General features: G+C 63.4%; 20 protein-coding genes and 1 tRNA gene. 18 read left to right on the forward strand and 3 right to left on the reverse strand.

The window, feature by feature from the left end; genetic code table 11:
* Positions 1 to 11: 11 nt before the first annotated feature.
* The 17 genes from RN02_RS05500 to RN02_RS05580 all read left to right on the forward strand — a co-directional run bounded on the left by RN02_RS05500 (position 12) and on the right by RN02_RS05580 (position 18,970).
* Positions 12 to 1,238, forward strand: coding sequence for an ABC transporter ATP-binding protein (locus RN02_RS05500; RefSeq protein ID WP_082033719.1), 1,227 nt, complete (start codon positions 12 to 14; stop codon positions 1,236 to 1,238).
* A 25-nt stretch (positions 1,239 to 1,263) separates the two neighbouring features.
* The gene (locus RN02_RS05505) at positions 1,264 to 2,931 is read left to right on the forward strand and encodes a sulfotransferase (protein ID WP_009620998.1); all 1,668 of its coding nucleotides are present in this window, start codon (positions 1,264 to 1,266) and stop codon (positions 2,929 to 2,931) included.
* 78 nt (positions 2,932 to 3,009) lie between these two features.
* Positions 3,010 to 3,738 carry a glycosyltransferase family 2 protein gene (locus RN02_RS05510; RefSeq protein WP_043313606.1) on the forward strand — a complete coding sequence of 243 codons (729 nt, stop codon included), beginning with the start codon at positions 3,010 to 3,012 and terminating at the stop codon, positions 3,736 to 3,738.
* A gap of 87 nt (positions 3,739 to 3,825) precedes the next feature.
* Positions 3,826 to 5,292 (forward strand): glycosyltransferase family 4 protein, encoded by a 1,467-nt coding sequence (locus tag RN02_RS05515; RefSeq protein WP_082033720.1) that lies wholly within the window; start codon positions 3,826 to 3,828, stop codon positions 5,290 to 5,292.
* Positions 5,293 to 5,296: 4 nt separating this feature from the next.
* Positions 5,297 to 6,514, forward strand: a complete 1,218-nt coding sequence (locus RN02_RS05520) for a glycosyltransferase family 2 protein (protein WP_177331044.1) — start codon at positions 5,297 to 5,299, stop codon at positions 6,512 to 6,514.
* Positions 6,511 to 8,328 (forward strand): glycosyltransferase family 4 protein, encoded by a 1,818-nt coding sequence (locus RN02_RS05525; protein WP_052267650.1) that lies wholly within the window; start codon positions 6,511 to 6,513, stop codon positions 8,326 to 8,328. Before RN02_RS05520 ends, RN02_RS05525 begins: the two co-directional genes overlap by 4 nt.
* Complete coding sequence (locus RN02_RS05530) at positions 8,325 to 9,584, forward strand: sulfotransferase (RefSeq protein WP_043313511.1); 1,260 nt, start codon at positions 8,325 to 8,327, stop codon at positions 9,582 to 9,584. Before RN02_RS05525 ends, RN02_RS05530 begins: the two co-directional genes overlap by 4 nt.
* 229 nt (positions 9,585 to 9,813) lie before the next feature.
* Complete coding sequence (rpsA, locus tag RN02_RS05535; protein ID WP_043267558.1) at positions 9,814 to 11,496, forward strand: 30S ribosomal protein S1; 1,683 nt, start codon at positions 9,814 to 9,816, stop codon at positions 11,494 to 11,496.
* Between the two features lie 135 nt (positions 11,497 to 11,631).
* Positions 11,632 to 11,916 (forward strand): integration host factor subunit beta, encoded by a 285-nt coding sequence (gene ihfB, locus RN02_RS05540; RefSeq protein ID WP_009621012.1) that lies wholly within the window; start codon positions 11,632 to 11,634, stop codon positions 11,914 to 11,916.
* A 28-nt stretch (positions 11,917 to 11,944) separates the two neighbouring features.
* Positions 11,945 to 12,247 carry a LapA family protein gene (locus tag RN02_RS05545; protein ID WP_043267514.1) on the forward strand — a complete coding sequence of 101 codons (303 nt, stop codon included), beginning with the start codon at positions 11,945 to 11,947 and terminating at the stop codon, positions 12,245 to 12,247.
* Between the two features lie 25 nt (positions 12,248 to 12,272).
* Positions 12,273 to 13,409, forward strand: a complete 1,137-nt coding sequence (locus tag RN02_RS05550) for a tetratricopeptide repeat protein (RefSeq protein ID WP_236695159.1) — start codon at positions 12,273 to 12,275, stop codon at positions 13,407 to 13,409.
* Positions 13,410 to 13,466: 57 nt separating this feature from the next.
* On the forward strand, positions 13,467 to 14,426 hold the full coding sequence (locus tag RN02_RS05555) for a UDP-glucose 4-epimerase family protein (RefSeq protein ID WP_043267510.1): 960 nt from the start codon (positions 13,467 to 13,469) through the stop codon (positions 14,424 to 14,426).
* A complete protein-coding gene (locus RN02_RS05560; RefSeq protein WP_043313515.1) occupies positions 14,423 to 15,445 on the forward strand; it encodes an MraY family glycosyltransferase in 1,023 nt (340 codons plus the stop codon). Before RN02_RS05555 ends, RN02_RS05560 begins: the two co-directional genes overlap by 4 nt.
* A gap of 67 nt (positions 15,446 to 15,512) precedes the next feature.
* On the forward strand, positions 15,513 to 17,501 hold the full coding sequence (locus tag RN02_RS05565; protein WP_009621021.1) for a polysaccharide biosynthesis protein: 1,989 nt from the start codon (positions 15,513 to 15,515) through the stop codon (positions 17,499 to 17,501).
* A 189-nt stretch (positions 17,502 to 17,690) separates the two neighbouring features.
* Entirely contained in the window at positions 17,691 to 18,014 is a 324-nt protein-coding gene (locus RN02_RS05570) for a ComEA family DNA-binding protein (protein WP_043313517.1), read from the forward strand.
* 298 nt (positions 18,015 to 18,312) lie between these two features.
* On the forward strand, positions 18,313 to 18,621 hold the full coding sequence (locus RN02_RS05575) for a type II toxin-antitoxin system HigB family toxin (RefSeq protein ID WP_043313611.1): 309 nt from the start codon (positions 18,313 to 18,315) through the stop codon (positions 18,619 to 18,621).
* A complete protein-coding gene (locus RN02_RS05580) occupies positions 18,611 to 18,970 on the forward strand; it encodes a helix-turn-helix domain-containing protein (RefSeq protein WP_009621028.1) in 360 nt (119 codons plus the stop codon). The genes RN02_RS05575 and RN02_RS05580 overlap by 11 nt, the downstream gene beginning before the upstream one ends.
* Before the next feature lie 145 nt (positions 18,971 to 19,115).
* On the opposite strand, the gene RN02_RS05585 is transcribed toward RN02_RS05580, so the two are convergent.
* Positions 19,116 to 19,191 (reverse strand) — tRNA-Asn (locus tag RN02_RS05585).
* Positions 19,192 to 19,260: 69 nt separating this feature from the next.
* On the reverse strand, positions 19,261 to 20,457 hold the full coding sequence (locus RN02_RS05590) for an amino acid aminotransferase (RefSeq protein ID WP_043313518.1): 1,197 nt from the start codon (positions 20,455 to 20,457) through the stop codon (positions 19,261 to 19,263).
* A 184-nt stretch (positions 20,458 to 20,641) separates the two neighbouring features.
* On the opposite strand from RN02_RS05590, the gene uvrB reads away from it, so the two are divergent.
* Entirely contained in the window at positions 20,642 to 22,657 is a 2,016-nt protein-coding gene (gene uvrB / locus RN02_RS05595; RefSeq protein WP_009621030.1) for an excinuclease ABC subunit UvrB, read from the forward strand.
* Positions 22,658 to 22,672: 15 nt separating this feature from the next.
* On the opposite strand, the gene RN02_RS05600 is transcribed toward uvrB, so the two are convergent.
* Positions 22,673 to 24,178, reverse strand: coding sequence for an MDR family MFS transporter (locus RN02_RS05600; protein WP_152623728.1), 1,506 nt, complete (start codon positions 24,176 to 24,178; stop codon positions 22,673 to 22,675).
* Between the last annotated feature and the right edge of the window lie 22 nt (positions 24,179 to 24,200).

Below are 24,200 nucleotides of genomic sequence, written 5' to 3' on the forward strand. Positions count from 1 at the left end.
AGCCACGCCCCATGATCCAGGTTTCCGGACTTGGGAAATGTTTCCATCTGTTCGACAGTCCCGGCAAGCGTTTCTTGCAGGCGCTTTTGGGCAACCGCTTCAGTTTTCATCGCGAGTTCTGGGCCTTGCGCGACCTATCACTACAAATAGCGGCGGGAGAGGTCGTTGGCATCATCGGTCGCAATGGTTCCGGAAAGTCGACCTTGCTGCAGATCATCGCAGGGACCTTGCGTCCATCCCGGGGCAGGGCGCAGGTCCATGGCCGGGTGGCCGCCTTGCTGGAGTTGGGGATGGGGTTCGATCCGGAGGAAACCGGAAGGAACAACGTAATCTTCAATGCCATGTTGCTGGGCATGACGAAGGACGAGATAGCCGGGAAACTGGAGGCGATCATCGCTTTCGCGGACATAGGCGAATTCATCGATCAGCCGGTCAAGACCTATTCGAGCGGCATGTATGTCCGCCTGGCCTTCGCACTCAATGCCCATGTCGATGCCGACGTGCTGATCATCGACGAGGCCCTTGCCGTCGGCGATGCCGCTTTCCAGTTCAAGTGCCTTGACAGGCTGGATACATTGTTAGCCAAGGGCGTCACGATATTGCTGGTGTCCCATGATGTGCAGTTGATCAAGAACTATTGCACTCGAGCGATCTACCTGAAGGATGGTGGGGCCGCATTCGATGGAGACTGCGAGACGGCCTGCGAACTCTACCAGCGTGACGGCTTGATTGCTTCGGGAGTGGGAGATGGGGGCGGGCAACGGGCGGCCCATGCACTCGGTGACGGTGGGTTGGCGTTCAGCAATGGCAAGGGGCGAATCCTGAGTCTACGGCTCAATGGGGCGGGAGAGGCGGGGCATTGCTTCGAAAGCGGAGAGCGCATCGTTGTCGAGGTGTCGGCGCAGTTGTTCCAGCCGGTGGCGCGTCCCAGGCTCACCCTGATTCTGCGTGATTTGCGGGGTTACAACCTCTATGCCTTCAATAACTCGCATCAGGGAATCGAACTGCCGGTTCATGAGGATGGAAGGCTACGCGCCTGCATCAGTTTTACCGGCGACCTCCAGGCCGGCGATTACTCACTGACCCTACGGCTGGACGATGCCCGCTCGGACAACCTCTGCGAGTTGCTCGACAAACAGGTAAACGCCGCCACTCTACGTATTCTCAGTTCCCGCAAGTGTTTCGATGCGGTAGTCAACCTGCGCGGCCATTTCGAGGCACTGTCCGTTCATGACTGATAGGCATTCTCCGGTGAGGCCTGAGATGCCTTTCACTGTGGTTTTCGTCGTGCATGGCGGCGAGTTGGAGTTCAAGGCAGCCATGCTGGCGGCATCCTTGCGTGCCAGGCTTGGTTCGCAGGCCAGGCTCGTTGCCGCGCTAGCTCGCCCGGTCGCGCAGTGGGGAGAGTTGAGTTCGGAGTCGTATCGCCTGTACCGCCAACTGAATGTCGAGTTGCAGGAAATCAACAATCCGTTTGGCACTTCTTATCCCATCGGCAATAAGTTTGCCGCCCTGGCATTGGGCGAGGAGCAGGGGCATACCTTGTTCCTCGACAGCGACATGTATTGCCTGGAGGCGCTGGACTTCAATGAACTGGGCCGCTTCGACGCTGCGCTCAAGCCTGCCGACATGGCTCTGGTGCCGACCGACTCGGGCTATTGGCAGTCCTTGTACGATCTGGCGGAGCTCGAGTTGCCAGTGGCGAGGGTGCTGACCAGTTGCACCGAAGAGAGCATCCCACCTTATTACAACGCCGGGTTCATCTGGGTGCGCAACGCTCCGCGTTTCGCCTCCCGCTGGCTGAGTCTTGCTGAACGGATACGGACGGCGCCGGAGATCGCTCACAAATGGCCGTGGCTCGATCAACTGGCCTTGCCGCTGGCGCTTCGGGAGCTGGGCTATCGCACCCGTGCGTTGACCGAGCGATACAACTTCCCTTTGCATCTGAAGCCCTGGCCGGCGGAGTACAAACCGCTACTCTGCCATTATCACGAACTGGCTTCCTTCCTCCGCGAGCCGGCCCTGCTGGATGACCTGCACGGGCTGCTGCAGAACTGGCCATTGCTGGGCGAGGTTCTGTGCCGGGACTCGTACTGGGCACGGCTATTGGAAAACAGGTCGCGGAGCGAGCTGGCACGATCCGGCGTGGATCTGCTCATCACCGGATTGCCGCGTAGCGGCACCAGTTATTTCTGTCGCCTGCTTTCCGAGCGTGACGACACAGTGATCATCAACGAGCCCGCAGAGGTATTCCCGGCACTGGTGGAGGGGCCCCGTCCGTGGGGGATCCCAAGGCTTTATGCCGAGCTGCGGCGTGAGCTGCTGGCCGGTAGGCCGGTGCCGAACAAGCATCAGGGCGGCCGCTTGATCGATGACACCGCACGGGGATATGACCAGGCCACTGCATATCACGCGAACGTGCGTACTCCTGCGTTCACGCTCGGTACCAAGAATACCCTGGCGTATCTCTCGTGCCTCCCGGCGATACGTCGAGTGATGCCCCAGGTCCGCTGTGTCGCCCTGGTTCGTCATCCCTACGACTGCCTGAATTCCTGGGCTCGGACTTTCGAGCATCTACGCAATGCCGCTGTGCAGGAGCAGCCGCTAGGCCATCCGGATGACCCGGGGCTGACTGGCTGGCAGCGCAAGGCGTTGCTCGAGATCGCCCGAACGGAGTACCTGCCGTTGCGCCGGGCGCTGTGGTGGCGCTATCTCGCCCAACTGTTGCTGGATGCCGGCGATGCGCTGCGCTGGTTGCGCTATGAAGATCTGCTGGCCGCTCCCCAGGAGATGGCCAAGCGCCTTGTGGACGAGGGGGCGTTACCGACGTTGGCCCCCATGGGGTGGCGTGTAGAGATGGATCAGGAGGAGCGCGACCTCATCGCCGGAGTGGCTGGTGAAGTCGCGGAGCAATTCCAATATGTCCTGTAGAACTGGTCCGGCTGCCGCGGGATGCCTGAATGGATGCAGGGCGCTTTGTTGCGGCTGCCATATGGGGGGATGAACGCCATGCATGACTTGAGTCTGGTGATGAACTTTCATGCCGAAGGGGTTTTGGCCCAGTGGAGCCTGTGGGGATTCCAGCGTATGCGGCGGCATGCGGAAAGTGCCGGCATAAATGTGCAACTGGTAGCGGTGCTCGACTGTGCGGACGATGACACTCGGCGAATCGTCCACGACCATCCCGCGCTTTGCGCGAGTGATCAGGTGCATGAAGTCGAACACGGTGATCTCGGTCTTTCGCGCAATTCCGGAATGGAATGCGCCACCGCGAATTATGTTGGTTTCCTGGATGGCGACGATTACTGCAGTGGCAACTGGCTCACCGAGGCGTTGGCGGTCGCCCGTGCGAGCGGCGATCGAGCGGTGGTACATCCGGAATACATCGTCAGTCATGGCGCGATCCAGGCTCTGGGGCGGGTCGTCGACCAGTTGCGCGATGACTACAGCATTGCCAATTGCTTCAAGTTCCATCCCTGGGGCTCGGCGGTATTCGCCAGAAAGTCGGTGTTCCAGGCCATTCCCTACCAGCCTACCCGGGTTCGCGAAACGGGGTTCGGTTACGAAGATTGGCATTGGGGACTCGAGGTCATCGCTTCCGGTCGCATCCATACGGTGGCGGAGAAGACGGCCTTTTTCTATCGGCGCAAGCACGACTCGATGTTGATGGACATGAATGCCAGGCAGGCAGTGCTGCGTCCAAGCCGATTCTTCGAGAACTGTCGTTTCGAGATCTGAGACCGGGGAAAGGCGGATGACGGCTATGCGGGAACCCGCGGCGATAGGGTGGCAAGCGCTTATGTGGTCTGGCGCTACGAGGTGGCAATGAGTGTGAAGGCGAGGTTCAAATCCCTGCTCCTGCGTTGTGCGCGCAGGAGCTATCACCAATGCATGTCCTTGCTTCGGGGGCGCATCAGCGAGCGTCAGTTGCAGCGGATCGTTCGCCTGGGCGATAGGTTAAAGCATCGTTACCTGGTCATGCCCACCGAGATGTCGACGGCGCAGAACAGTAACGTGCTACCGGACTGGATCGTCGACGAGATGCAGGCGCTGTCGTCGATTGAACCGGCACTGTATCCCCGTGCTGAACTGTTGGCGGGGTACCGGCATTGGCAACCACCAGTCGATCCCTATCCGGCCATGCTGTATCGGGAAATGTTCGACGATCTCGTTGCCTGGGCGCCGCAGATCGTCTTTCTGGCTCCCCACCTCATGCGTGGCGGTGCGGACCTTGGCCTGTTGCACCACGTCCGCCTGTGCACGCAGCGTGGGCTGCGGGTGGTTGTGGTGCTTACCCGCGACGTATCGTCTCCCTGGGTCAGGCTCATACCGGAACAGGCCAGGGTGATCGAGTTCGGTCAACTGGCCCGCCGTGCCGGTGACGAGGATCGACGTCTGATCTTGTTGCGCCTGTTGCTCCAGACCCCGGCCCGCACTATCCATCTGATCAACTCGGAGCTCGGTTGGCAGGTCGTCGAGCGTTTCGGCAAGCCGCTGGTAGCGCTCGGCAAGCGAATATTCGCCAGCGTCTATTGCGACGACCGCGACCGCTATGGGGTCCGGTGCAGCTATTCCACGGACTATCTGCCCAGGGCCTGGAGCGCCCTGAGCGGCATTCTGTCGGACAACCGGACCTTCCTCGAGGAAATCCATCGACGCGACGGCCTGCCCGCCGAGCGGATGCATACCTTGTATTTTCCCTGTGTCCTGCCGGAGATGCGGGATCCCGTGGTAACGGGCGGGCGGCGCGTACTGTGGGCCAGCCGCATCGTTTTGCAGAAGCGTCCCGAAATGCTTCTGGAAATAGCCAAGGCCATGCCCGATGTGTCGTTCGAGGTCTATGGCGAGGCTGACCTCAGTTGTTCCGCAAAGGTACTCCATGGCCTGGCAACGTTGCCGAACCTCTACATGGGCGGTCGATTCGATAGCTTTGCCGAACTGGCCAGTGGTGGGTCGTACGACCTGTTCCTCTATACCTCTCTATATGACGGTTTGCCGAACGTCCTGCTGGAGGCAAGCGCAGCCGGCTTGCCGATCGTCGCCGAGACGGTGGGGGGAATCTCCGAACTGCTGGACGAGCGCAGTGGTTATCCGCTGCAGCCGGGGGCGGGTGCCCTGGCGTATGTCGAAGCCATACGGGCGGCGCTGGGGGATTCTGTCGAAGCCGCCGGCAGGGTGGAAAACGCCCAGGCACGCATTCGTGACCGCCACAGCTGGGCAGCGTTCGAGCGTGGGGTAGCCGCACTGCCGGGCTACCTGCCTGTGCCCGCCACCACCGCCGCTACGGTTTGAACGCATGGTCGCAAGTATGTTCGTTCGGCGGTTGCGTCATGCCGCCGACTATTCGGTTTTCCTCCTGGGGCCGTTGTTGGCTCGCCTGGCAGGGGACCCAGGCCGACAGATCCTCCGCTCGCTCCTTGGGCGGCATCGTCGAAACGAGGAGCTCACGCGCGAGGCCTGCCAGGCGCAGCCCTGGAACCCGCAGCAGCCGCTGCTCAGCGTGGTAATTCCTTGCTTCAACTATGGCGCTTACCTGCTCCAGGCGTTGCGCAGCGTGAAAGGGCAGACGCTGCAGGATATCGAAGTGATCATCGTCGATGACGGTTCCGACGAGCGGAGGACGCTCCGTCTGCTGGCCCGCTTGCAGCGCTGGACGACCCTGACGCTGCTCCGGCAAGACAATGCCGGACCCGGGGCTGCGCGCAACGCCGGTGCGGCGAAAGCCAGGGGGCGCTATGTGTGCTGCCTGGACGCCGATGACTGGCTGGCGCCCGATTACCTGGAAAAGTGCGTCATCCTGCTGGAGGCGGATGCTGGAACCCGTGTGGCGCACAGTTGGATGCAACTGTTCGGTGAGGAAGAGCGCCTGGCCAGAACGCTCGATCTGGACCCCGAACTGCTTCGTTACGTCAATCATCTCGGGGTCTCTGCGGTCTTCCATCGCGAGGACTGGCTCGCGGTGGGGGGCTTCACTCTAGAGCGCAACCAGCATGAGGATTGGGACTACTGGGTGCGCCTTGCCTGTGCGGGTGTTCGTGGCCGGGTTATCGCCGAGCCGCTGTTCTTCTACCGCCGACATGCGGGTAGCCGTCTCGCCTGGATCAACCGTCGGGCGTTGCGCGCCTATCGTGCATTGCGCCAGGCGCATCCGGCCTTTTTCGAGGCTTCCGACAGGCGCCGTCGGCTGGTCGATGGCTACCGCAAGCGAGTCGTCTTCGACCCATTGCGCAATCTTGCCCGCCCTGGGCAATACCACGCTTTCCCGGCCGTGACCCTGGTCCATCTGCGTCGCCCCGACGACGCCGAGCGTTGCAGAGCGGGCCTGCAACAGGGAGCAGCATCGCTGCAACTGATCGTCGAACATGAAGCTCCGCTGCCGCTTTGGCTGCAGCGGCAGGCGGAAATCATCTATCGCCTGCCCGCTCTGCTGGAGCCCTGCCAATGGCCTGCCTTCGTCGAGAATTTCCATAGAACTCGCAGCATCGCCGCGGTACTGCCGGAGCCGGTGTCATGAGCGATGGCGTGGCCGTATCGGGGAGGTGCGATCCACTATTGGTGATCGTCACCCGCACACCGTGCAGCGAGTCCACTCTGGAACGCATGGCGGAACTGCTCCATGGGCAGTCGCTTACTGCCTGGCGCTGGCTGGTTCGTGGCGTACAGTTGCCTTCTGACCTGATGCAGGATGAGCGCATCAGCTTCGTGACGGGCGATGAGGAAATACGGCTCTGGACCGATAGCTCCGCCTGCGTGGCCTGGATGGACCTGGATGAACCCGCTATGCCCTGGCTCTTTCCTCGGGCCTTCGAACAGCTCTGGTGGTTCCTGCGAAGTCATCCTGGCGCGGCGTTCGCTGCCTATGCCGGGCATCCCGGAGCAGATGCTCGCCTGTTCGCCCTCCGCAACCCGCCGTCGCGGCACGCGCACTGGGCGCGCGGAGCGGCCGTCGCCGGACCCCCGTCGATAATCGCTAACAATGGCGACCGGTGTTTGCTGATGCTGTTGCCCTGGTTGGAACCGGGGGGCGCCGACCGTTGTAACCTCGATATCGCCCGCTGCCTGGTCGGGCAAGGCTGGACGCTGACTGTCATCGCCACGCTGGAAGCTGCCCATGCCTGGGCGCCGCGCTTCCGCGAACTGAGTGACGATGTGATGGTGTTGCCGCGCTTTATCGCTGCCGAGTCCATAGAGGAGTTCCTCCTCTGCCTGCTCGACAGCCGCAAGCCGGGTCTGGTGCTGCTGTCCAACTGTCGCGTCGCCTACGACCTGCTCCAGGCATTGCGTATGCATTGCCCGAAGTTGCCAGTGATCGACCTGAACCATATGGAAGAGGGGTGGGGCGGCGGCGGATACCCGAGGCTGGCGGTGCGCCACGATGCCGACGTGGTTCAGCACTGGGTGGTTTCGCGACACCTTCGACAGTGGCTACTGGCGCACGGCATCGCTGCGCATCGCGTCGAGGTGCTGCACTGGTTCGCCGATGTGCAGCGCTGGCGCCCCGATGCGGACATCAGGTGGCAGTTCCGTCAGGCACTGGGAATAGGCCAGCAGACGCCAGTGATCGTCTATGCCGGTCGGCTTTGCCGGCAGAAACGACCGGACCTGTTCGTCACAAGTCTGCGTAAGTTGGCCGACACCCATCAGGACTTCATCGCCTTGGTCATTGGCGATGGGGAATTGGCTGGAGACTTGCGACGCGACCTGCAGCGCGTGCGCTTGGACGAACGGGTCCGCTTGCTGGGGTGGCTCGATGAGGAAGCCTTCCGACGAGCCTTGCAGGCCGCGGACCTGTTCTTCTTGCCATCGGAGGCGGAGGGCATAGCCTTGGTGCTGTACGAGGCCATGGCCTGTGCGCTGCCCGTGGTGGCATCGAATGTGGGGGGGCAGGCTGAGTTGGTGGACGATACCTGTGGCTATCTGGTCGAACCGGAGAGCAGGGATCCGGCCAGCGACTACGCCTCGGCCTTGAGCCGCTTGCTGAAGGATCCGGTGCTGCTGCGTGGCATGGGGGCCCGCGCCCGGGAACGCATTCTCCGGAAATTCGATTCGGCGACTTTCAGCCAGCGATTGCTCGGTTTGCTGGAAGAGGTTGTCCGCCTGCCTGTGCCGCTGCCCGTCTCTCAGCCTGTAAAGCAGCGCAACGAGGCGGTCGCTCGCCTGTATTGGCAGTGGCGCTGCCGGCGCCTGCTGGAGCGCTGGGGAGGTTGGGGCCATTCCCGCTTCCGGCGCCTGCTGGTTCTGTTCGTCAAGGTATCGCTGTACGTCGGCGTTCATGGTTCGGCCTGGTTGCGCGAGAGAGGACGGCGGAAATGGGGAAGTATCGAATGAAAAAGCGTGTCATCGTCGTTCTGGGCATGCATCGCTCAGGGACCAGTGTCCTGTCTGCGGCGTTGGAGTGCCTGGGGGTGGAGTTCGGCGACTTCCTGCTGGGCCCCAGGGACGATAACCCCAAGGGCTTCTGGGAGGACCGGGATGTCGTCGAATTGAACGAGCGCTTACATGCTCTGGCGGGCAGCCTGTCCTCTTCGCTTGGCTTTGACGTGGAGTGCCTGCTGGACGCGTCGGAGTACCCTTGCGTACGGCAGGAACTCGCTGAACTGCTGGAAGCCCGTCTGGGCAGCCATGCCCGGTTCGGTATCAAGGATCCACGCATGTCACGCCTGATGGATGTGTGGTTGCCGGTACTGGAGGAGCTTGGTGTGGAGACCGCATTCGTTCTGCCTCTGCGTAACCCACTCAGTGTGGCCGCGTCGTTATCGCGACGGGATGCCTTTCCGGTGATCAAGAGTCTGCTGCTCTGGTACGAGCACAGCTATCGGGCCCTGCGCTTTGCCTGTTCCCGGCGCATGCTGGTTGTCGATTACGACGGCTTCATGGACAGGCCGCGTGATGCTCTGCTGCGGATAGCGGAGCGGCTGGGGCTGGGTTTTGACGAGCAGGCCTATGCCAGGTTCAGCGAGCGGATACTCGCTGATGAGTTGCGCCATAGCCAGTTCGATGAGGCAGCCCTGCGTGTCCATGAGGGGGGCTTTCCGGCGCTGCTTGGCTTGCATGACCTGCTGGACAGGCTGGCGCGGGATGAAGTCCGGCCTGGCGACGGACGGTTCGAGTCTCTGTTGCAGGCTGTGGAACGTGACTTCTCCGGACTCTGGCCTTTGATGCGCCATTGCGGGAAGCAGGATGTCGAGATGTGGGAAGGAGGAGAGTATCTCCGGCGGGAAAAGAGTTATTTCGTCGCGCGCGAGGCCGAATTGGTCGGGTGGATAGCCAGCCTGGAGTCCACCGTGCAGACTGGTGAGTCGTTACGCCTCAAGGAACAGGGCTGGTTCAGACAGCAACTGGATGAATGGCAAGGCCATGCCCAGCTATTGGAAGGCCGCTTGGCGTCGACGACCGACGAGCTTTCCGAGGCATACCGCCAGGCCGCTTCGGCGCGACAACAAGTTGAGATGGCGAGACAGGAAAACATGGCCGTCCATCGGGAGTTGCAGGCGCTGTACGGCAGTTCTTCCTGGCGCGTCACAGCGCCTCTGCGTTGGGCGCGACGCCTGTTCGAGCGCCATCGGCGCATGCTGTTCGATTGACGCCTGTGACAGCGGTTGCTAACATTCCAGACCTTGTATTGGGAGGCTTTCGTCCATAGTTGGCGGAGCAACCCGTAAAAATTGAATGTGGAGTGCCCGGCTTCGGTCGGGCGCGGCCAGGGGCCGGCAGGATACCAGTCTCGATCCTGCTGGCTTCTTTTTCATCACTTGACCGCGTTCGCTGGTGGCGCGGAGCCGGGCCTACAGGCCTTTGACTACAGGTATAAACATGAGCGAAAGCTTCGCAGAACTCTTTGAAGAAAGTCTGAAATCCCTCGACATGCAGCCGGGTGCCATCATCACCGGCATCGTGGTCGACATCGACGGTGACTGGGTCACCGTGCATGCCGGCCTGAAGTCCGAGGGCGTCATCCCGGTCGAGCAGTTCTACAACGAACAGGGCGAGCTGACCATCAAGGTGGGTGACGAAGTCCACGTTGCGCTGGACGCGGTTGAAGATGGCTTCGGTGAAACCAAGCTGTCCCGCGAGAAAGCCAAGCGTGCCGAATCCTGGCTGGTTCTGGAAGCTGCCTTCAACGCTGATGAAGTGGTCAAGGGCGTAATCAACGGCAAGGTCAAGGGCGGCTTCACCGTCGACGTCAGCGGCATCCGCGCGTTCCTGCCGGGTTCCCTGGTCGATGTCCGTCCGGTGCGTGATACCACTCACCTGGAAGGCAAAGAGCTCGAGTTCAAGGTCATCAAGCTGGACCAGAAGCGCAACAACGTTGTCGTTTCCCGTCGTAGCGTCCTGGAAGCCGAGAACAGCGCCGAGCGCGAAGCCCTGCTGGAATCCCTGCAGGAAGGCCAGCAAGTCAAGGGTATCGTCAAGAACCTCACCGACTACGGCGCATTCGTGGACCTGGGCGGCGTAGACGGCCTGCTGCACATCACCGACATGGCTTGGAAGCGCATCAAGCACCCGTCGGAAATCGTCAACGTCGGCGACGAGATCGATGTCAAGGTTCTGAAGTTCGACCGCGAGCGCAACCGCGTATCCCTGGGTCTGAAGCAACTGGGCGAAGACCCGTGGGTTGCCATCAAGGCTCGTTACCCGGAAGGCACCCGCGTCATGGCCCGCGTCACCAACCTCACCGACTACGGCTGCTTCGCCGAGCTGGAAGAGGGCGTGGAAGGCCTGGTACACGTCTCCGAAATGGACTGGACCAACAAGAACATCCACCCGTCGAAAGTCGTTCAGGTTGGCGACGAAGTGGAAGTTCAGGTTCTGGACATCGACGAAGAGCGTCGTCGTATCTCCCTGGGCATCAAGCAGTGCAAATCCAACCCGTGGGAAGACTTCTCTGGCCGCTTCAACAAGGGCGACAAGATCTCCGGCACCATCAAGTCGATCACCGACTTCGGTATCTTCATCGGTCTGGAAGGCGGCATCGACGGCCTGGTTCACCTGTCCGACATCTCCTGGAACGAAGCCGGTGAAGAAGCCGTGCGTCGCTTCAAGAAGGGCGACGAGCTGGAAACCGTCATCCTCTCCGTCGATCCGGAGCGCGAGCGCATCTCCCTGGGCATCAAGCAACTGGAAGACGATCCGTTCTCCAGCTACGCCGGCCAGCACGAGAAGGGCAGCATCGTTCGCGGCATCGTCAAGGAAGTTGACGCCAAAGGCGCCGTCATCAGCCTGGGCGACGAGATCGAAGGCGTTCTGAAGGCTTCCGAAATCAGCCGCGACCGCGTCGAAGACGCCCGCAACGTGCTGAAGGAAGGCGAAGAAGTCGAAGCCAAGATCATCAGCATCGACCGCAAGAGCCGCGTCATCAGCCTCTCCATCAAGTCCAAGGACGTCGATGACGAGAAGGATGCGATGAAAGAGCTGCGTAGCAAGCAAGAAGTAGAAAACACCGGTCCGACCACCATTGGTGATCTGATTCGTGCGCAAATGGAGAATCAGGGCTAAGTCCTGATTCCTCTAAGAAAAAGGGCGACCTCGGTCGCCCTTTTTCGTTTTCCCTTCTTTAGGCTGTTCAAAGCTTGAGCTGCGTGCTAAAAGAACCTAGAGCTGATCTAGCCGCTTGAAAAAGAAGGGAAAACCATGACCAAGTCGGAGTTGATCGAGAGAATCGTCACCCATCAGGGGCAGCTTTCCGCAAAGGATGTGGAGCTGGCGATCAAGACGATGCTTGAGCAGATGTCCCAGGCTCTGGCTACCGGCGATCGCATCGAGATCCGTGGGTTCGGCAGTTTCTCTCTGCATTACCGCGCACCGCGCGTCGGCCGGAATCCGAAGACCGGCGAATCGGTGCGTCTGGATGGTAAATTCGTTCCGCACTTCAAGCCGGGCAAGGAATTGCGCGATCGGGTGAACGAGCCCGTGTAGCCGGCTAGAGAACGATCGAGGATTTTTCATGCTTCGGCTCAAACGCTTTCTGGCCTTCCTGGCTGCCATCCTGCTCTGCGCAGTAGTGGTCGTCTTCGTCCTGGAGAACCTGCAGAAGGTTCAACTGGCCTTCCTGGGCTGGCAGACGCCGGAGTGGCCGCTGGTGGTCTTCATTACCCTGTCCTTTGTCCTGGGTGGTGTCATCGGCCTGCTGCTGAGCATTCCGTTCCGGGCGCGCACGCGCCTGCATCTCTCGGGGCTGCGTTCCGAAGTGTCGCGCTTCCGCAAGGAAAACCAGGCCCTGCGCGACCAGTCGCTGAAGACCCAGTGACACCGGGATGTCCAGCGTTGTAGCAATGCTGCTGTTCGTTTTGGCCCTGGCCGTCGGTTGGTGGCTGGGGCGTCGCTCGTTGCGCCCGGGCTCTTGGCCGGCTTCGGCTGACGAGGTGTTGCGCGAGCGGGTGCGCAACATGCACAACTTGCTCGACCGGCATTCCGACGACGCGCTGGAGCGCCTTTCCCAGGGGCTTTCGCTGAACGAGGAAACACTCGAAAGCCACGTTCATGTCGGCAACCTGTTCCGCCGCCGCGGGGATATCGAGAAGGCCATCCAGATCCACCAGGAACTGTTGGACAAGGCATCGGCCAACCCCGAGCTGTCCGCGCAGATCAGTCTCGAACTCGCCCGTGATTACATCGCCGGCGGGTTGCTTGGCAGCGCCGAGCAACTGCTGGATGAACTGATGCAGCGCGATGGCCAGGCCATCTCGCTGGAAGCGCTGGACGAGTTGCGTCGCATCGCCGAGCGCGAGAAGGATTGGGCGCGTGCCGTGGCGCTCGCTGCACGCCTGGTGGGGCGGCGCCCTCAGCTGAAGACGGTGTTGGCCAACTATTATTGCGAGCAGGCTCAGGAGCGCATTCGCGCGGGTGACCGCGACGGTGCCCGCGAGCTTCTCAAGGAAGCCCGGCGGGTCGACCCCCAATGCGTGCGCGCCTTGCTGATGCGCCTGGATTGCGAGCTGTGGCAGCGCAACTTCCAGGCTGCCGACGCCTCCATCACCGAGCTCTGCGCGGCCGATGCCGGCTTTCTCGGCGAACTGCTGCCCATGCTGCGGCGCCGCGAGTGTTGTGCCGAGCCGGAAATCCTCGCCTGCCTGCGCCGTCTTGCCGAGGTGCCGGATGCATCGCCGGCGCTGCTGGCGATCCTGGCCCAGCTCGATGCGGATGGGCAGGGCTGGCGTGGCCGCTTGCTGGCCAAGGTCCAGCAGCAGCCGTCCTGGCGAGGGCTGCTGGACATGCTCGGTACGCTGGGTGGCGGAAGGGCGGACCAGGAACTGTTCACCCACATGCAGCCGATCATCCTCGGCCTGTATCGATCGATGCCGCACTATCGCTGCGGCAATTGCGGTTTCGCCGGGCGCGAACTGCACTGGCAATGTCCGGGCTGCCACGGGTGGAATACGCTCAGGCCGATCGCTGCTCCCCAGCAGTGATGCCGATGCCCGGAATCATGGATGGTGCCCTGGCGCCTTGAATCTCTAGGAGTGGTGTTGAAAGTACTTCTGACCGGTGCCACCGGTTTTGTCGGGCGGGGCATTCTCGAAACCTTTGCCGCGATACCGGGACTGCGCCTGGCGGTGGCGGTGCGTTCCCGTCTGCCTGGCGAATTTCCCGGCGTGGAGGTCCATTCCATCGATGGCTTGAACGCAACCCAGGACTGGACCTCTGCACTGGCTGGCGTGGACGTCGTGGTCCATGCCGCGGCCCGGGTGCATGTCATGCGCGAAACCGCGGGCGATCCCCTGGCCGAGTTCCGTGCGGTCAACGTCGAGGGCACCCTCAACCTGGCGCGCCAGGCCGCAGCCGCAGGGGTGCGGCGTTTCATCTTCATCAGTTCGATCAAGGTCAACGGCGAGTCGACGCCGCCCGGCCGGCCATTCCGCGCCGAGGATGCGCCGGCGCCGGCCGATCCCTACGGCCAGTCGAAGCTGGAGGCGGAAAGGGCGTTGTCGCGCCTGGCCGAAGAGTGCGCGATGGAGTGGGTGGTCATCCGCCCTCCGCTCATCTACGGCCCGGGCGTGGGGGCCAACTTCGCCAGCCTGATGCGCGTGGTGCAGCGGCAGTTGCCCCTGCCGTTCGCTCGGGTGCGCAACCGGCGGAGCCTGGTGGCCAGGGACAACCTCGTCGACCTGCTGCGCGTCTGCCTGGAGCACGAGCGTGCCGCCAACCAGGTCTTCCTGGTCAGCGATGATCACGATCTTTCCAGCGCCGAGCTGTGCCGTCGCCTGGCCGTGGCGCTCGGCGTACGCCCGCGACTGCTGCCGGTGCCGGTGGCCCTGCTGCAGGGGCTGGCCGTGCTGTTCGGGCGAGGGGCCCAGGCGCAGCGCGTGCTGGGTTCGTTGCAGGTCGATATCGGCAAGACCCGCGAGCTGCTGGGCTGGCAGCCGCCGGTGAGCATCGACCAGGCGCTCGCGACGACGGCGCGCTGGTACCGGGAGACCTGCGCATGACCTTCCTGCTGCTGTTTCTTGCACTGATGCTGGCCTGGGCCGGTACCGCCGGGGTTCGCCACTACGCTCTGGCGCGCAGCGTGATGGACGTGCCCAACGAGCGCAGCTCCCACAGTGTGCCGACGCCGAGGGGCGGCGGGGTGGCGATAGTCCTGAGCTTCCTGCTGGCGCTGCTGCTGTCCTGGGAGATGGGCCTGACCGATACGCGCGCCATGCTTGCTCTGCTGCTGTCGGGGGGCTGGATAGCCCTGGTGGGATTCATCGACGACCACCGCCACGTACCGGCGCGCTGGCGCCTGCTCGGTCATTTCCTCGGCGCGGCCTTCCTGCTCTACATGCTGGGGGGGCTGCCGGCCCTGTCGTTCGCCGGCGCTCGTTGGGACCTGGGGCTATTCGGCTCGCTGCTGGCGTTGTTCTACCTGGTGTGGCTGCTGAACCTCTACAACTTCATGGACGGCATCGACGGCATCGCCAGCCTGGAGGCGATTACCGTCTGCGGCGGCGCGGCGCTCTGCTGCTGGTTGGCGGGGGCGGGGTCGGCCGCCTGGCTGCCGCTGTTGCTCGCCGCGGCCACCGCGGGGTTCCTGGCCTGGAACTACCCGCCCGCGCGGATATTCATGGGCGATGCCGGCAGCGGCTTCCTCGGCATCATGCTGGGCGGGCTCTCGCTGCAGGCGGCCTGGCAGGCGCCGCAGTTGTTCTGGTCGTGGCTGATCCTGCTGGGCGCCTTCGTGGTCGATGCCACCTGGACCCTGGCGCGGCGCTTGCTGCGCGGCGAACGGGTTCACGAAGCGCACCGCAGCCATGCCTATCAGCGGGCTTCGCGGCGTCTTGGCCGGCATCGCGCCATCAGTTTGTCGGTGGCTGCGATCAATCTGATATGGCTGTCGCCGATCGCCGTTTTCGTGGCGCTGGGCCGAATCGACGGCGTCGCCGGTCTGTTTCTTGCCTATGCTCCATTGGTGCTGGTCGTGGCATCGCTGGGCGCCGGTGGGCCTGAAAACGGCCAACCGAAGTGAACTCCATGGGAAATGGTGGTCAATGTAACGGGAGACTGCGCTCCCGGACTGGGAAGGATGAAAGGATATGCTGCGAGAGCGCCTGCTGAGGTTGCCCCGACGTTACAAGCGAATGCTGCAGGTCGTCACGGACGTGTTCCTGGTCTGGCTGGCCCTGTGGCTTTCTTTCGTGGTGCGCCTGGGCACGGATGACCTGACCTATCCCTTCCGTGTGCATGCCTGGCTGTTCATCGCCGCGCCCTTGATCGCGATACCGCTGTTCATCCGCTTCGGCATGTACCGGGCGGTCATGCGCTACCTGGGCAACGATGCGCTGATCGCCATCTGGAAGGCGGTGACCATTTCGGCTCTGGTGCTTTCGCTGGTGGTCTACTGGAACCGCTCGGTCGTCGAGGCGGTGCCGCGTTCCCTGGTGCTCAACTATTGGTGGCTGAGCCTGCTGATGGTCGGCGGGCTGCGCCTGGCCATGCGCCAGTACTTCATGGGCGACTGGTACAGCGCGATCCAGGTCGTGCCCTTCCTCAAGCAGGATGACGGCCTGATCAAGGTCGCGGTGTACGGCGCCGGCACTGCGGGTAACCAACTGGTCGCCGCGCTGCGCATGGGGCGGGTGATGCGGCCGGTGGCCTTCATCGACGACGACGACGAGATCGCCAACCGGGTGATCGCCGGCCTGCGGGTGTTCAAGCCCAAGCATATCCAGCAGATGATCGAGGAGACCGGGGCCCAGGAAATCCTCCTGGCGATTCCTTCCGCCTCGCGGGCGCGCCGTCGCGAAATCCTCGGTCTGCTCGAACCCTATCCGCTGCACGTTCGCAGCGTGCCCGGCATCATCGACCTGGCCAACGGCCGGGTGAAGGTGGATGACATCCAGGAAGTGGACATCGCCGACCTGCTGGGGCGCGACCCGGTGGCGCCGCGCAAGGAGCTGCTGGAGCACTGCATCCGCGGCCAGGCGGTGATGGTCACCGGGGCGGGCGGCTCCATCGGCTCGGAACTGTGCCGCCAGATCCTGCCTTGCGGGCCCACGGTGATGGTGCTGTTCGAGCACTGCGAGTTCAATCTCTACCGCATCCACCAGGAACTGGAGCAGCGCGTCCGGCGGCAATCCCTGCCGGTGCAGCTCGTGCCCATCCTGGGCTCGGTGCGCAGCGCCGAGCGCCTGCTGGAGGTGCTGGGCAGCTGGAAGATCAACACCGTCTACCACGCGGCTGCCTACAAGCATGTGCCCATCGTCGAGCACAATATTTCCGAAGGGGTGCTGAACAACGTCCTGGGGACGCTGTATGCGGCCCAGGCCTCGATCCAGGCCGGCGTGCAGAACTTCGTGCTGATCTCCACCGACAAGGCTGTGCGACCGACCAACGTCATGGGCGGGACCAAGCGCCTGGCCGAGATGATCCTCCAGGCACTCAGTCTGGAGCCCGCGCCGGTGCTCTTCGGCGACAAGACCGGGGTTCACCATGTGAACAAGACCCGCTTCACCATGGTGCGTTTCGGCAACGTGCTGGGCTCGTCCGGCTCGGTCATCCCGCTGTTCCGCGAGCAGATCAAGCGTGGCGGCCCGGTGACCGTCACCCATCCGGCGATCACCCGCTACTTCATGACCATTCCCGAGGCCGCGCAGCTGGTGATCCAGGCGGGCTCCATGGGGCGCGGCGGCGACGTCTTCGTGCTCGACATGGGCCAGCCGGTGAAAATCCTCGAGCTGGCCCAGCGGATGATCCACCTTTCCGGGCTCAGCGTGCGCTCGGAGAGTTCGCCCCACGGCGACATCGCCATCGAGTTCAGTGGCTTGCGTCCCGGCGAGAAACTCTACGAGGAGCTGCTGATCGGCGATGAGGTAGGCGCCACCGAGCACCCGATGATCATGAAGGCGAACGAGGAAATGCTGCCCTGGGAGGCGTTCAAGACGGTGCTGGTCTCGCTGCTGAAGGCGGTGGAGCGGGGCGACTACGCCCAGGTGCGTATGCTGCTGCGCGAGACGGTCAACGGTTACTGCCCGGATGGCGACATCGTCGACCTGGTCCACCAGCAGCGCCGTATGGAGCCCTGACAGACCGATACCGGTGCTCGGTCGGACACTGCCTTGTTGCAGGAGGGGCTCTTCGTCCAATCGGCGAGGAAGCCCCTGATTCATTCAAAGTGTGATTTTCCCTTCTTCCCCTTGCCCCGCTCCTGTCGCTAAAGGTGAATGGCGAGCCCGTTCTGGCTCGCCATACCCAGTGACTAAAAGGAGTTGTTCATGCATAAGGCATTCGCGCTACTGCTGGTCGTGCTTTCCTCCCTTTCCCTGTCGGGCATGGCTGCCGCCGCTCCCGCGCCGGAGAAGCTGACGCCGGCGACGGTCACCATGCACGACGAGAAGGAAGGGCTGGTCAGCCTCAACACGGCGGACGCAGAGACGCTGCAAAAGCGGCTCAAGGGGATCGGCAAGGCCAAGGCCGAAGCCATAGTGGCCTATCGGCAAGCCAATGGCCCCTTCACCAGCCTGGATCAGTTGCTGGAAGTGAAGGGCATCGGCAAGGCGATCCTGGAGAGCAACCGGGAGGCGATCAGTCTCGACTGAGGCACTCCGCGATGGAAAGGCCGGTCCGGGGGGCCGGCCTTTTTCGTTGCACAGGCGGGATGACGCTTGACCCTGGCCAGCAGTGGGCATGGGGCGATCACCCTGGGAGGACAGGCCGAGGGTGTCTGGTGCTGGAGGCGTCCAGGCGACGAACCAGTGCTGTTCTCAGGGCAAGCAGAGAGCCTGCACCAGCGGGCTCGGGGTTGATGTCTGCGGGAGAGATGGGACGGGAGAGGCCGCTCTTGGCAGATGGCCGGCTCTCGATCTAGAATCTCCCGATATGGGAGAAATGAGGCAGATGCGAGTTATTGCAAAGAGCACGCTGGTGAAGTTCTGGGGGATTCCTGGCCAGGAAGATACCAAGGCCCCTTTGGAGAGTTGGTACGACGCGGCGATCAATGCTGAATGGAAGACTCCGCAGGACGTGAAGAATCAATTCGGCAGCGCGAGCATCTGCGGCAACAACCGCGTGGTGTTCAACATCGGCGGCAACAAGTATCGCCTGGTTGTGGAGATGCAGTACCGCTGCGGCATCGCCTGGGTGAAGTTCATCGGCACTCATGCCCGGTACGACCAGATAGACGTGGAGACGGTGAATGAATATTAGGCCCATCCGAAACGACGAGGACCTGCGCGCGGCTTTCCAGCGCCTGGAATCCATCTTCCAGGCGGAGGAGGGCACGGCTGAGGCTGACGAAATGGAAGTGCTGGTGACGCTGATCGAGGCGTATGAGAACAAGCACTACCCGATAGGCCCGGCCGATCCCGTCGAGGCCATCAAGTTCAGCATGGAGCAGCGAGGGCTGACGCCGCGCGACCTGGAACCTTTCATCGGCAGCAGCGGCCGTGTCTCGGAGGTGCTGAATCGCAAGCGTGGCCTCAGCCTGGCGATGATCAAGCGCCTGCATGATGGCTTGAATATCCCCTATGAGAGCCTGCTGGCCGGGGCTGCCTAGGTTGGTTCCGACGTTCAGCCATGGCTCGTTGAGGGTAGGCGTGCTGGGCCTGGGACGCTATTGAAGGGGGTTGGGCTCCTCGACGGTCCGGGGAGGCCCCCCACAAAGAAAAAGCCCCCGGCATGTGCCGAGGGCTTTTGAATTTTGGCTCCGCGACCTGGACTCGAACCAGGGACCCAATGATTAACAGTCATTTGCTCTACCGACTGAGCTATCGCGGAACAACGGGGCGTATCTTACTGATTAAAAAGGGGAAGTCAACATTCTGCCGATGACTTCCCCGATTTTTTTCAGAGCACCTGGACGATGGCGCGGGTGACGGTTTCCAGGTTGCCGTTGTTCAGCGCGGCGACGCAGATGCGGCCGGTGCCGACGGCGTAGATGCCGAACTCGTTCTTCAGGCGCTCCACCTGCTCGGCGGTCAGGCCGGAGTAGGAAAACATGCCGCGCTGCTGGGCGACGAAGCCGAAGTCGCGCTTGGCGCCCAGGGCGGCCAGTTGCTCGACCATGGCGACGCGCATGTTGCGGATGCGGCTGCGCATTTCGCCCAGCTCCTTTTCCCACAGGGCGCGCAGTTCCGGGCTGTTGAGCACGGTGGAGACGACGCTGGCGCCGTGGGTCGGCGGGTTGGAGTAGTTGGTGCGGATCACGCGCTTGACCTGGGACAGGACGCGGGCGGATTCCTCGCGGCTGTTGGTGACCACCGACAGCGCGCCGACGCGCTCGCCGTACAGCGAGAACGACTTGGAGAAGGAGCTGGAAACGAAGAAGTTCAGGCCTGATTGGGCGAACAGGCGCACCGCGGCGGCGTCTTCGTCGATGCCGTCGCCGAAGCCCTGGTAGGCGATGTCGAGGAAGGGCACGTGGCCCTTGGCCTTGAGCACGTCCAGCACCTGTTTCCAGTCGTCCAGGCTCAGGTCGACGCCGGTCGGGTTGTGGCAGCAGGCGTGCAGGACCACGATGGACTGCGAGGGCAGGGCATTGAGGTCTTCCAGCAGGCCGGCGCGGTTCACGCCGTGGCTGGCGGCGTCGTAGTAGCGGTAGTTCTGCACCGGGAAGCCGGCGGCCTCGAACAGCGCGCGGTGGTTTTCCCAGCTCGGATCGCTGATGGCCACGGTGGCGTTGGGCAGCAGACGCTTGAGGAAGTCGGCGCCGGTCTTCAGCGCGCCGGTGCCGCCCACGGCCTGGGTGGTGACCACGCGGCCTTCGGCCAGCAGCTCGGAGTCGGCGCCGAACAGCAGCTTCTGCACGCCCTGGTCATAGGCGGCGATGCCTTCGATCGGCAGGTAGCCGCGCGGAGCGTGTGCTTCGATGCGGGCTTTCTCCGCGGCCTGTACCGCGCGCAGCAACGGGAGGCGACCCTCTTCGTTGTAGTACACGCCAACGCCCAGGTTGATCTTGCCCGGGCGGGTATCGGCGTTGAAAGCTTCGTTCAGGCCCAGGATGGGGTCGCGGGGGGCCATTTCGACAGCGGAGAACAGACTCATTTTGGCAGCAGCTCTAAGGCGGGAGTGAAGATGCAATTGCAACCCCCCGCGCACGGCGCTGGGGGATGCGTCGACGGGCCGGTATTATATAGGCCTCTATGGCAGGCGGCGAGTTGATCGCGCATGCTTTCGCCTGGTTTGACGCCGCAGCCGTGCCCGCGTCACACCCCACAGCGAGGTTCCCATGTCGACATTCCAACTGGATTCGCGCTTCAAGCCGGCGGGCGACCAGCCCGAGGCGATCCGACAGATGGTCGAAGGCCTGGAAGCGGGCCTTTCGCACCAGACGCTGCTGGGGGTGACCGGCTCCGGCAAGACCTTCAGCATCGCCAACGTCATCGCCCAGGTGCAGCGCCCGACCATGGTCCTGGCGCCGAACAAGACCCTGGCCGCGCAGCTCTACGGCGAGTTCAAGACCTTCTTCCCGCACAACGCGGTGGAATACTTCGTCTCCTACTACGACTACTACCAGCCCGAAGCCTACGTCCCGTCCTCCGACACCTATATCGAGAAGGACTCGTCGATCAACGACCACATCGAGCAGATGCGCCTCTCCGCGACCAAGGCCCTGCTCGAGCGCGAGGACGCCATCATCGTCTGCACCGTGTCGTCGATCTACGGCCTGGGCGACCCGGCGTCCTACCTGAAGATGGTCCTGCACCTGGACCGCGGCGACCGCATGGACCAGCGCGAGCTGCTGCGCCGCCTGACCAGCCTGCAGTACACCCGCAACGACATGGATTTCGCCCGCGCCAGCTTCCGCGTGCGCGGCGACGTGATCGACATCTTCCCGGCGGAATCCGAGCTGGAGGCCATCCGTGTCGAACTGTTCGACGACGAGGTGGAGAGCATCTCCGCCTTCGACCCGCTGACCGGCGAGGTGATCCGCAAGCTGCCGCGCTTCACCTTCTATCCCAAGAGCCACTACGTGACGCCGCGGGAAACCCTGATGCAGGCGGTGGAGCAGATCAAGGAAGAACTCAAGGTGCGCCTGGACTACCTGCGCACCAACAACAAGCTGGTGGAGGCCCAGCGCCTGGAGCAGCGTACCCGCTTCGACCTGGAGATGATCCTCGAACTGGGCTACTGCAACGGCATCGAGAACTACTCGCGCTACCTCTCCGGGCGCGGCCCCGGCGAGCCGCCGCCGACCCTCTACGACTACCTGCCGGCCAACTCGCTGCTGGTGATCGACGAATCCCACGTCAGCGTTCCCCAGGTCGGCGCCATGTACAAGGGCGACCGTTCGCGCAAGGAAACCCTGGTGGAATACGGCTTCCGCCTGCCCTCGGCGCTGGACAACCGGCCGCTGCGCTTCGAGGAGTGGGAGGCGATCAGCCCGCAGACCATCTTCGTCTCCGCCACCCCCGGCCCCTATGAAGAGCAGCATGCCGGGCGGGTGATCGAGCAGGTGGTGCGGCCCACCGGCCTGGTCGACCCGCAGATCGAAGTGCGCCCGGCCTCCACCCAGGTCGACGACCTGCTCTCGGAAATCCGCCTGCGCGTGGCCAGCGAGGAGCGCGTGCTGGTCACCACCCTGACCAAGCGCATGGCTGAGGACCTCACCGACTACCTGGGCGACCACGACGTGCGCGTGCGCTACCTGCACTCGGACATCGACACCGTCGAGCGCATGGAAATCATCCGCGACCTGCGCACCGGCGCCTTCGACGTGCTGGTGGGTATCAACCTGCTGCGCGAGGGCCTGGACATGCCCGAGGTGTCCCTGGTGGCCATCCTCGACGCCGACAAGGAAGGCTTCCTGCGTTCCGAGCGCTCGCTGATCCAGACCATCGGCCGCGCCGCGCGCAACCTCAACGGCAAGGCGATCCTCTATGCCGACAACGTCACCGGCTCGATGCAGCGCGCCATGGACGAGACCGAGCGGCGGCGCAACAAGCAGATCGCCTTCAACGAGCAGCACGGCATCGTGCCCAAGGGCGTGAAGAAGGACATCAAGGACATCCTCGAGGGCGCCAGCGTGCCGGGCGCCAAGGGCAAGCGCCGCGGCGTGGCCAAGGTGGCGGAGGAGAGCGGGCGCTACGAGGGCGAACTGCGCTCGCCGAACGAGATCGGCAAGCGCATCCGCCAGCTCGAAGAGAAGATGTACCAGCTGGCCCGGGACCTGGAGTTCGAAGCCGCCGCCGCGGTGCGCGACGAAATCCACAAGCTGCGCGAACGCCTGGTGGAGGTCGGCTGACCTCCACCGCGGGGCTCAGTGAGCGCCGGCTCCGGCTCCAGCCTGGGCGCCCAGGCCCGCGGGCAGGGGGCGCGTCAGCAGGGCGGCCAGCATGCTCACGGCAAGGACGATGCCGATGGCGTGGAATGCATCGTTGTAGGCCATGATCGCCGCCTGCTGGTGGACGATCACGCTCACTTCGCCCAGCGCCGCCTGCTGGCTGCCCAGTTGCGCGGCCAGTTGGGCCAGGCGCTCTTCCACCGCGCCATTCATCGGCACCACCGCTTCGCGCAGGTAGTCGTAGTAGACCTTGGCGCGGCTATCCAGCAGCGTCGCCAGCAGGGCGATGCCGATGGCGCCGCCGAGGTTGCGCAGGATGTTGAACAGGCTGGAGGCGGAGCCGGCGTCCTGCGGCTGCAGGTAGGCGGTGGCGATCAGCGAGATGGTCACCATCACCATCGGCTGGCCGAGGGCGCGCAGCAGCTGGATCTGGTTGAACTGCGGACCGGCGAAGTCCGGGTTGAGCACCCCGGAGCTGAAGCTGGCCAGGCCGAACAGGCCGAAGCCCAGGGCGCACAGCAGGCGCGGCTCGATGATCTTCATCAGCTTGGGGATCAGCGGGATGAGGAACAGCTGCGGCACGCCCATCCACATGATCACCTCGCCGATCTGCATGGCGTTGTAGCCTTGGATCTGCGCCAGGTACAGCGGCAACACGTAGATCGAACCGTACAGCCCCATGCCCAGGCCGATGCTGGAGATGCTCGCCAGGCCGAAGTTGCGGTTGCGCAGGATGCCCAGGTTGATCAGCGGGTTGGGCCGCGAGGTCTGCAGGATGACGAAGAGGATCAGGCTGACCAGGGCGATGCTGCCCAGGGCGACGATCAGGTTCGACTCCAGCCAGTCCTTGCGGTGGCCTTCCTCGAGGAACACCTGCAGGCAGCCCAGGCCGATGGCCATGGTGACGATGCCGGCGTAGTCGGTGCTCTTGAGCAGTTCCCAGTGCGGTGGCTTCTTCTCCAGGCCGTAGAGCAGCCCGGCGATCATCAGCAGCCCCGGCGGGATGTTGATGTAGAAGATGTATTCCCAGCCGAAGTTCTCGGTCAGCCAGCCGCCCAGGGTGGGTCCGATGGACGGCGCGAAGGTGGCGGTGATGGCGAACAGCGCCATGCCCTTGGGCCGGTGGTGCTCCGGCAGCTTGAGCAGGCTCAGGGTGAAGGCCAGGGGGATGAGCGCGCCGCCGGTGAAACCCTGCATGGCGCGGAACACGATCATGCTCTCCAGGTTCCAGGCGAAGGAGCACAGCAGCGAGGAGAACAGGAAGCCGATCGACACCATCACCGCCAGGCGCCGCGCCGACAGCAGCTGTACCAGCCAGGCGGTGAGCGGGATCATGATGATCTCGGCCACCAGATAGGAGGTGGAGATCCACGAACCTTCCTCCAGGGTCGCGGCCAGCGCGCCCTGGATGTCCTTCAGCGAGGAGTTGGTGATCTGGATGTCCAGCACCGCCATGAAGGCGCCGAGCATCGCCGAGAGCACGGCGATCCAATCGCGCCGGGTG

The organism is Pseudomonas sp. PI1, assembly GCF_000812405.1.
Lineage (GTDB): Bacteria > Pseudomonadota > Gammaproteobacteria > Pseudomonadales > Pseudomonadaceae > Pseudomonas > Pseudomonas citronellolis.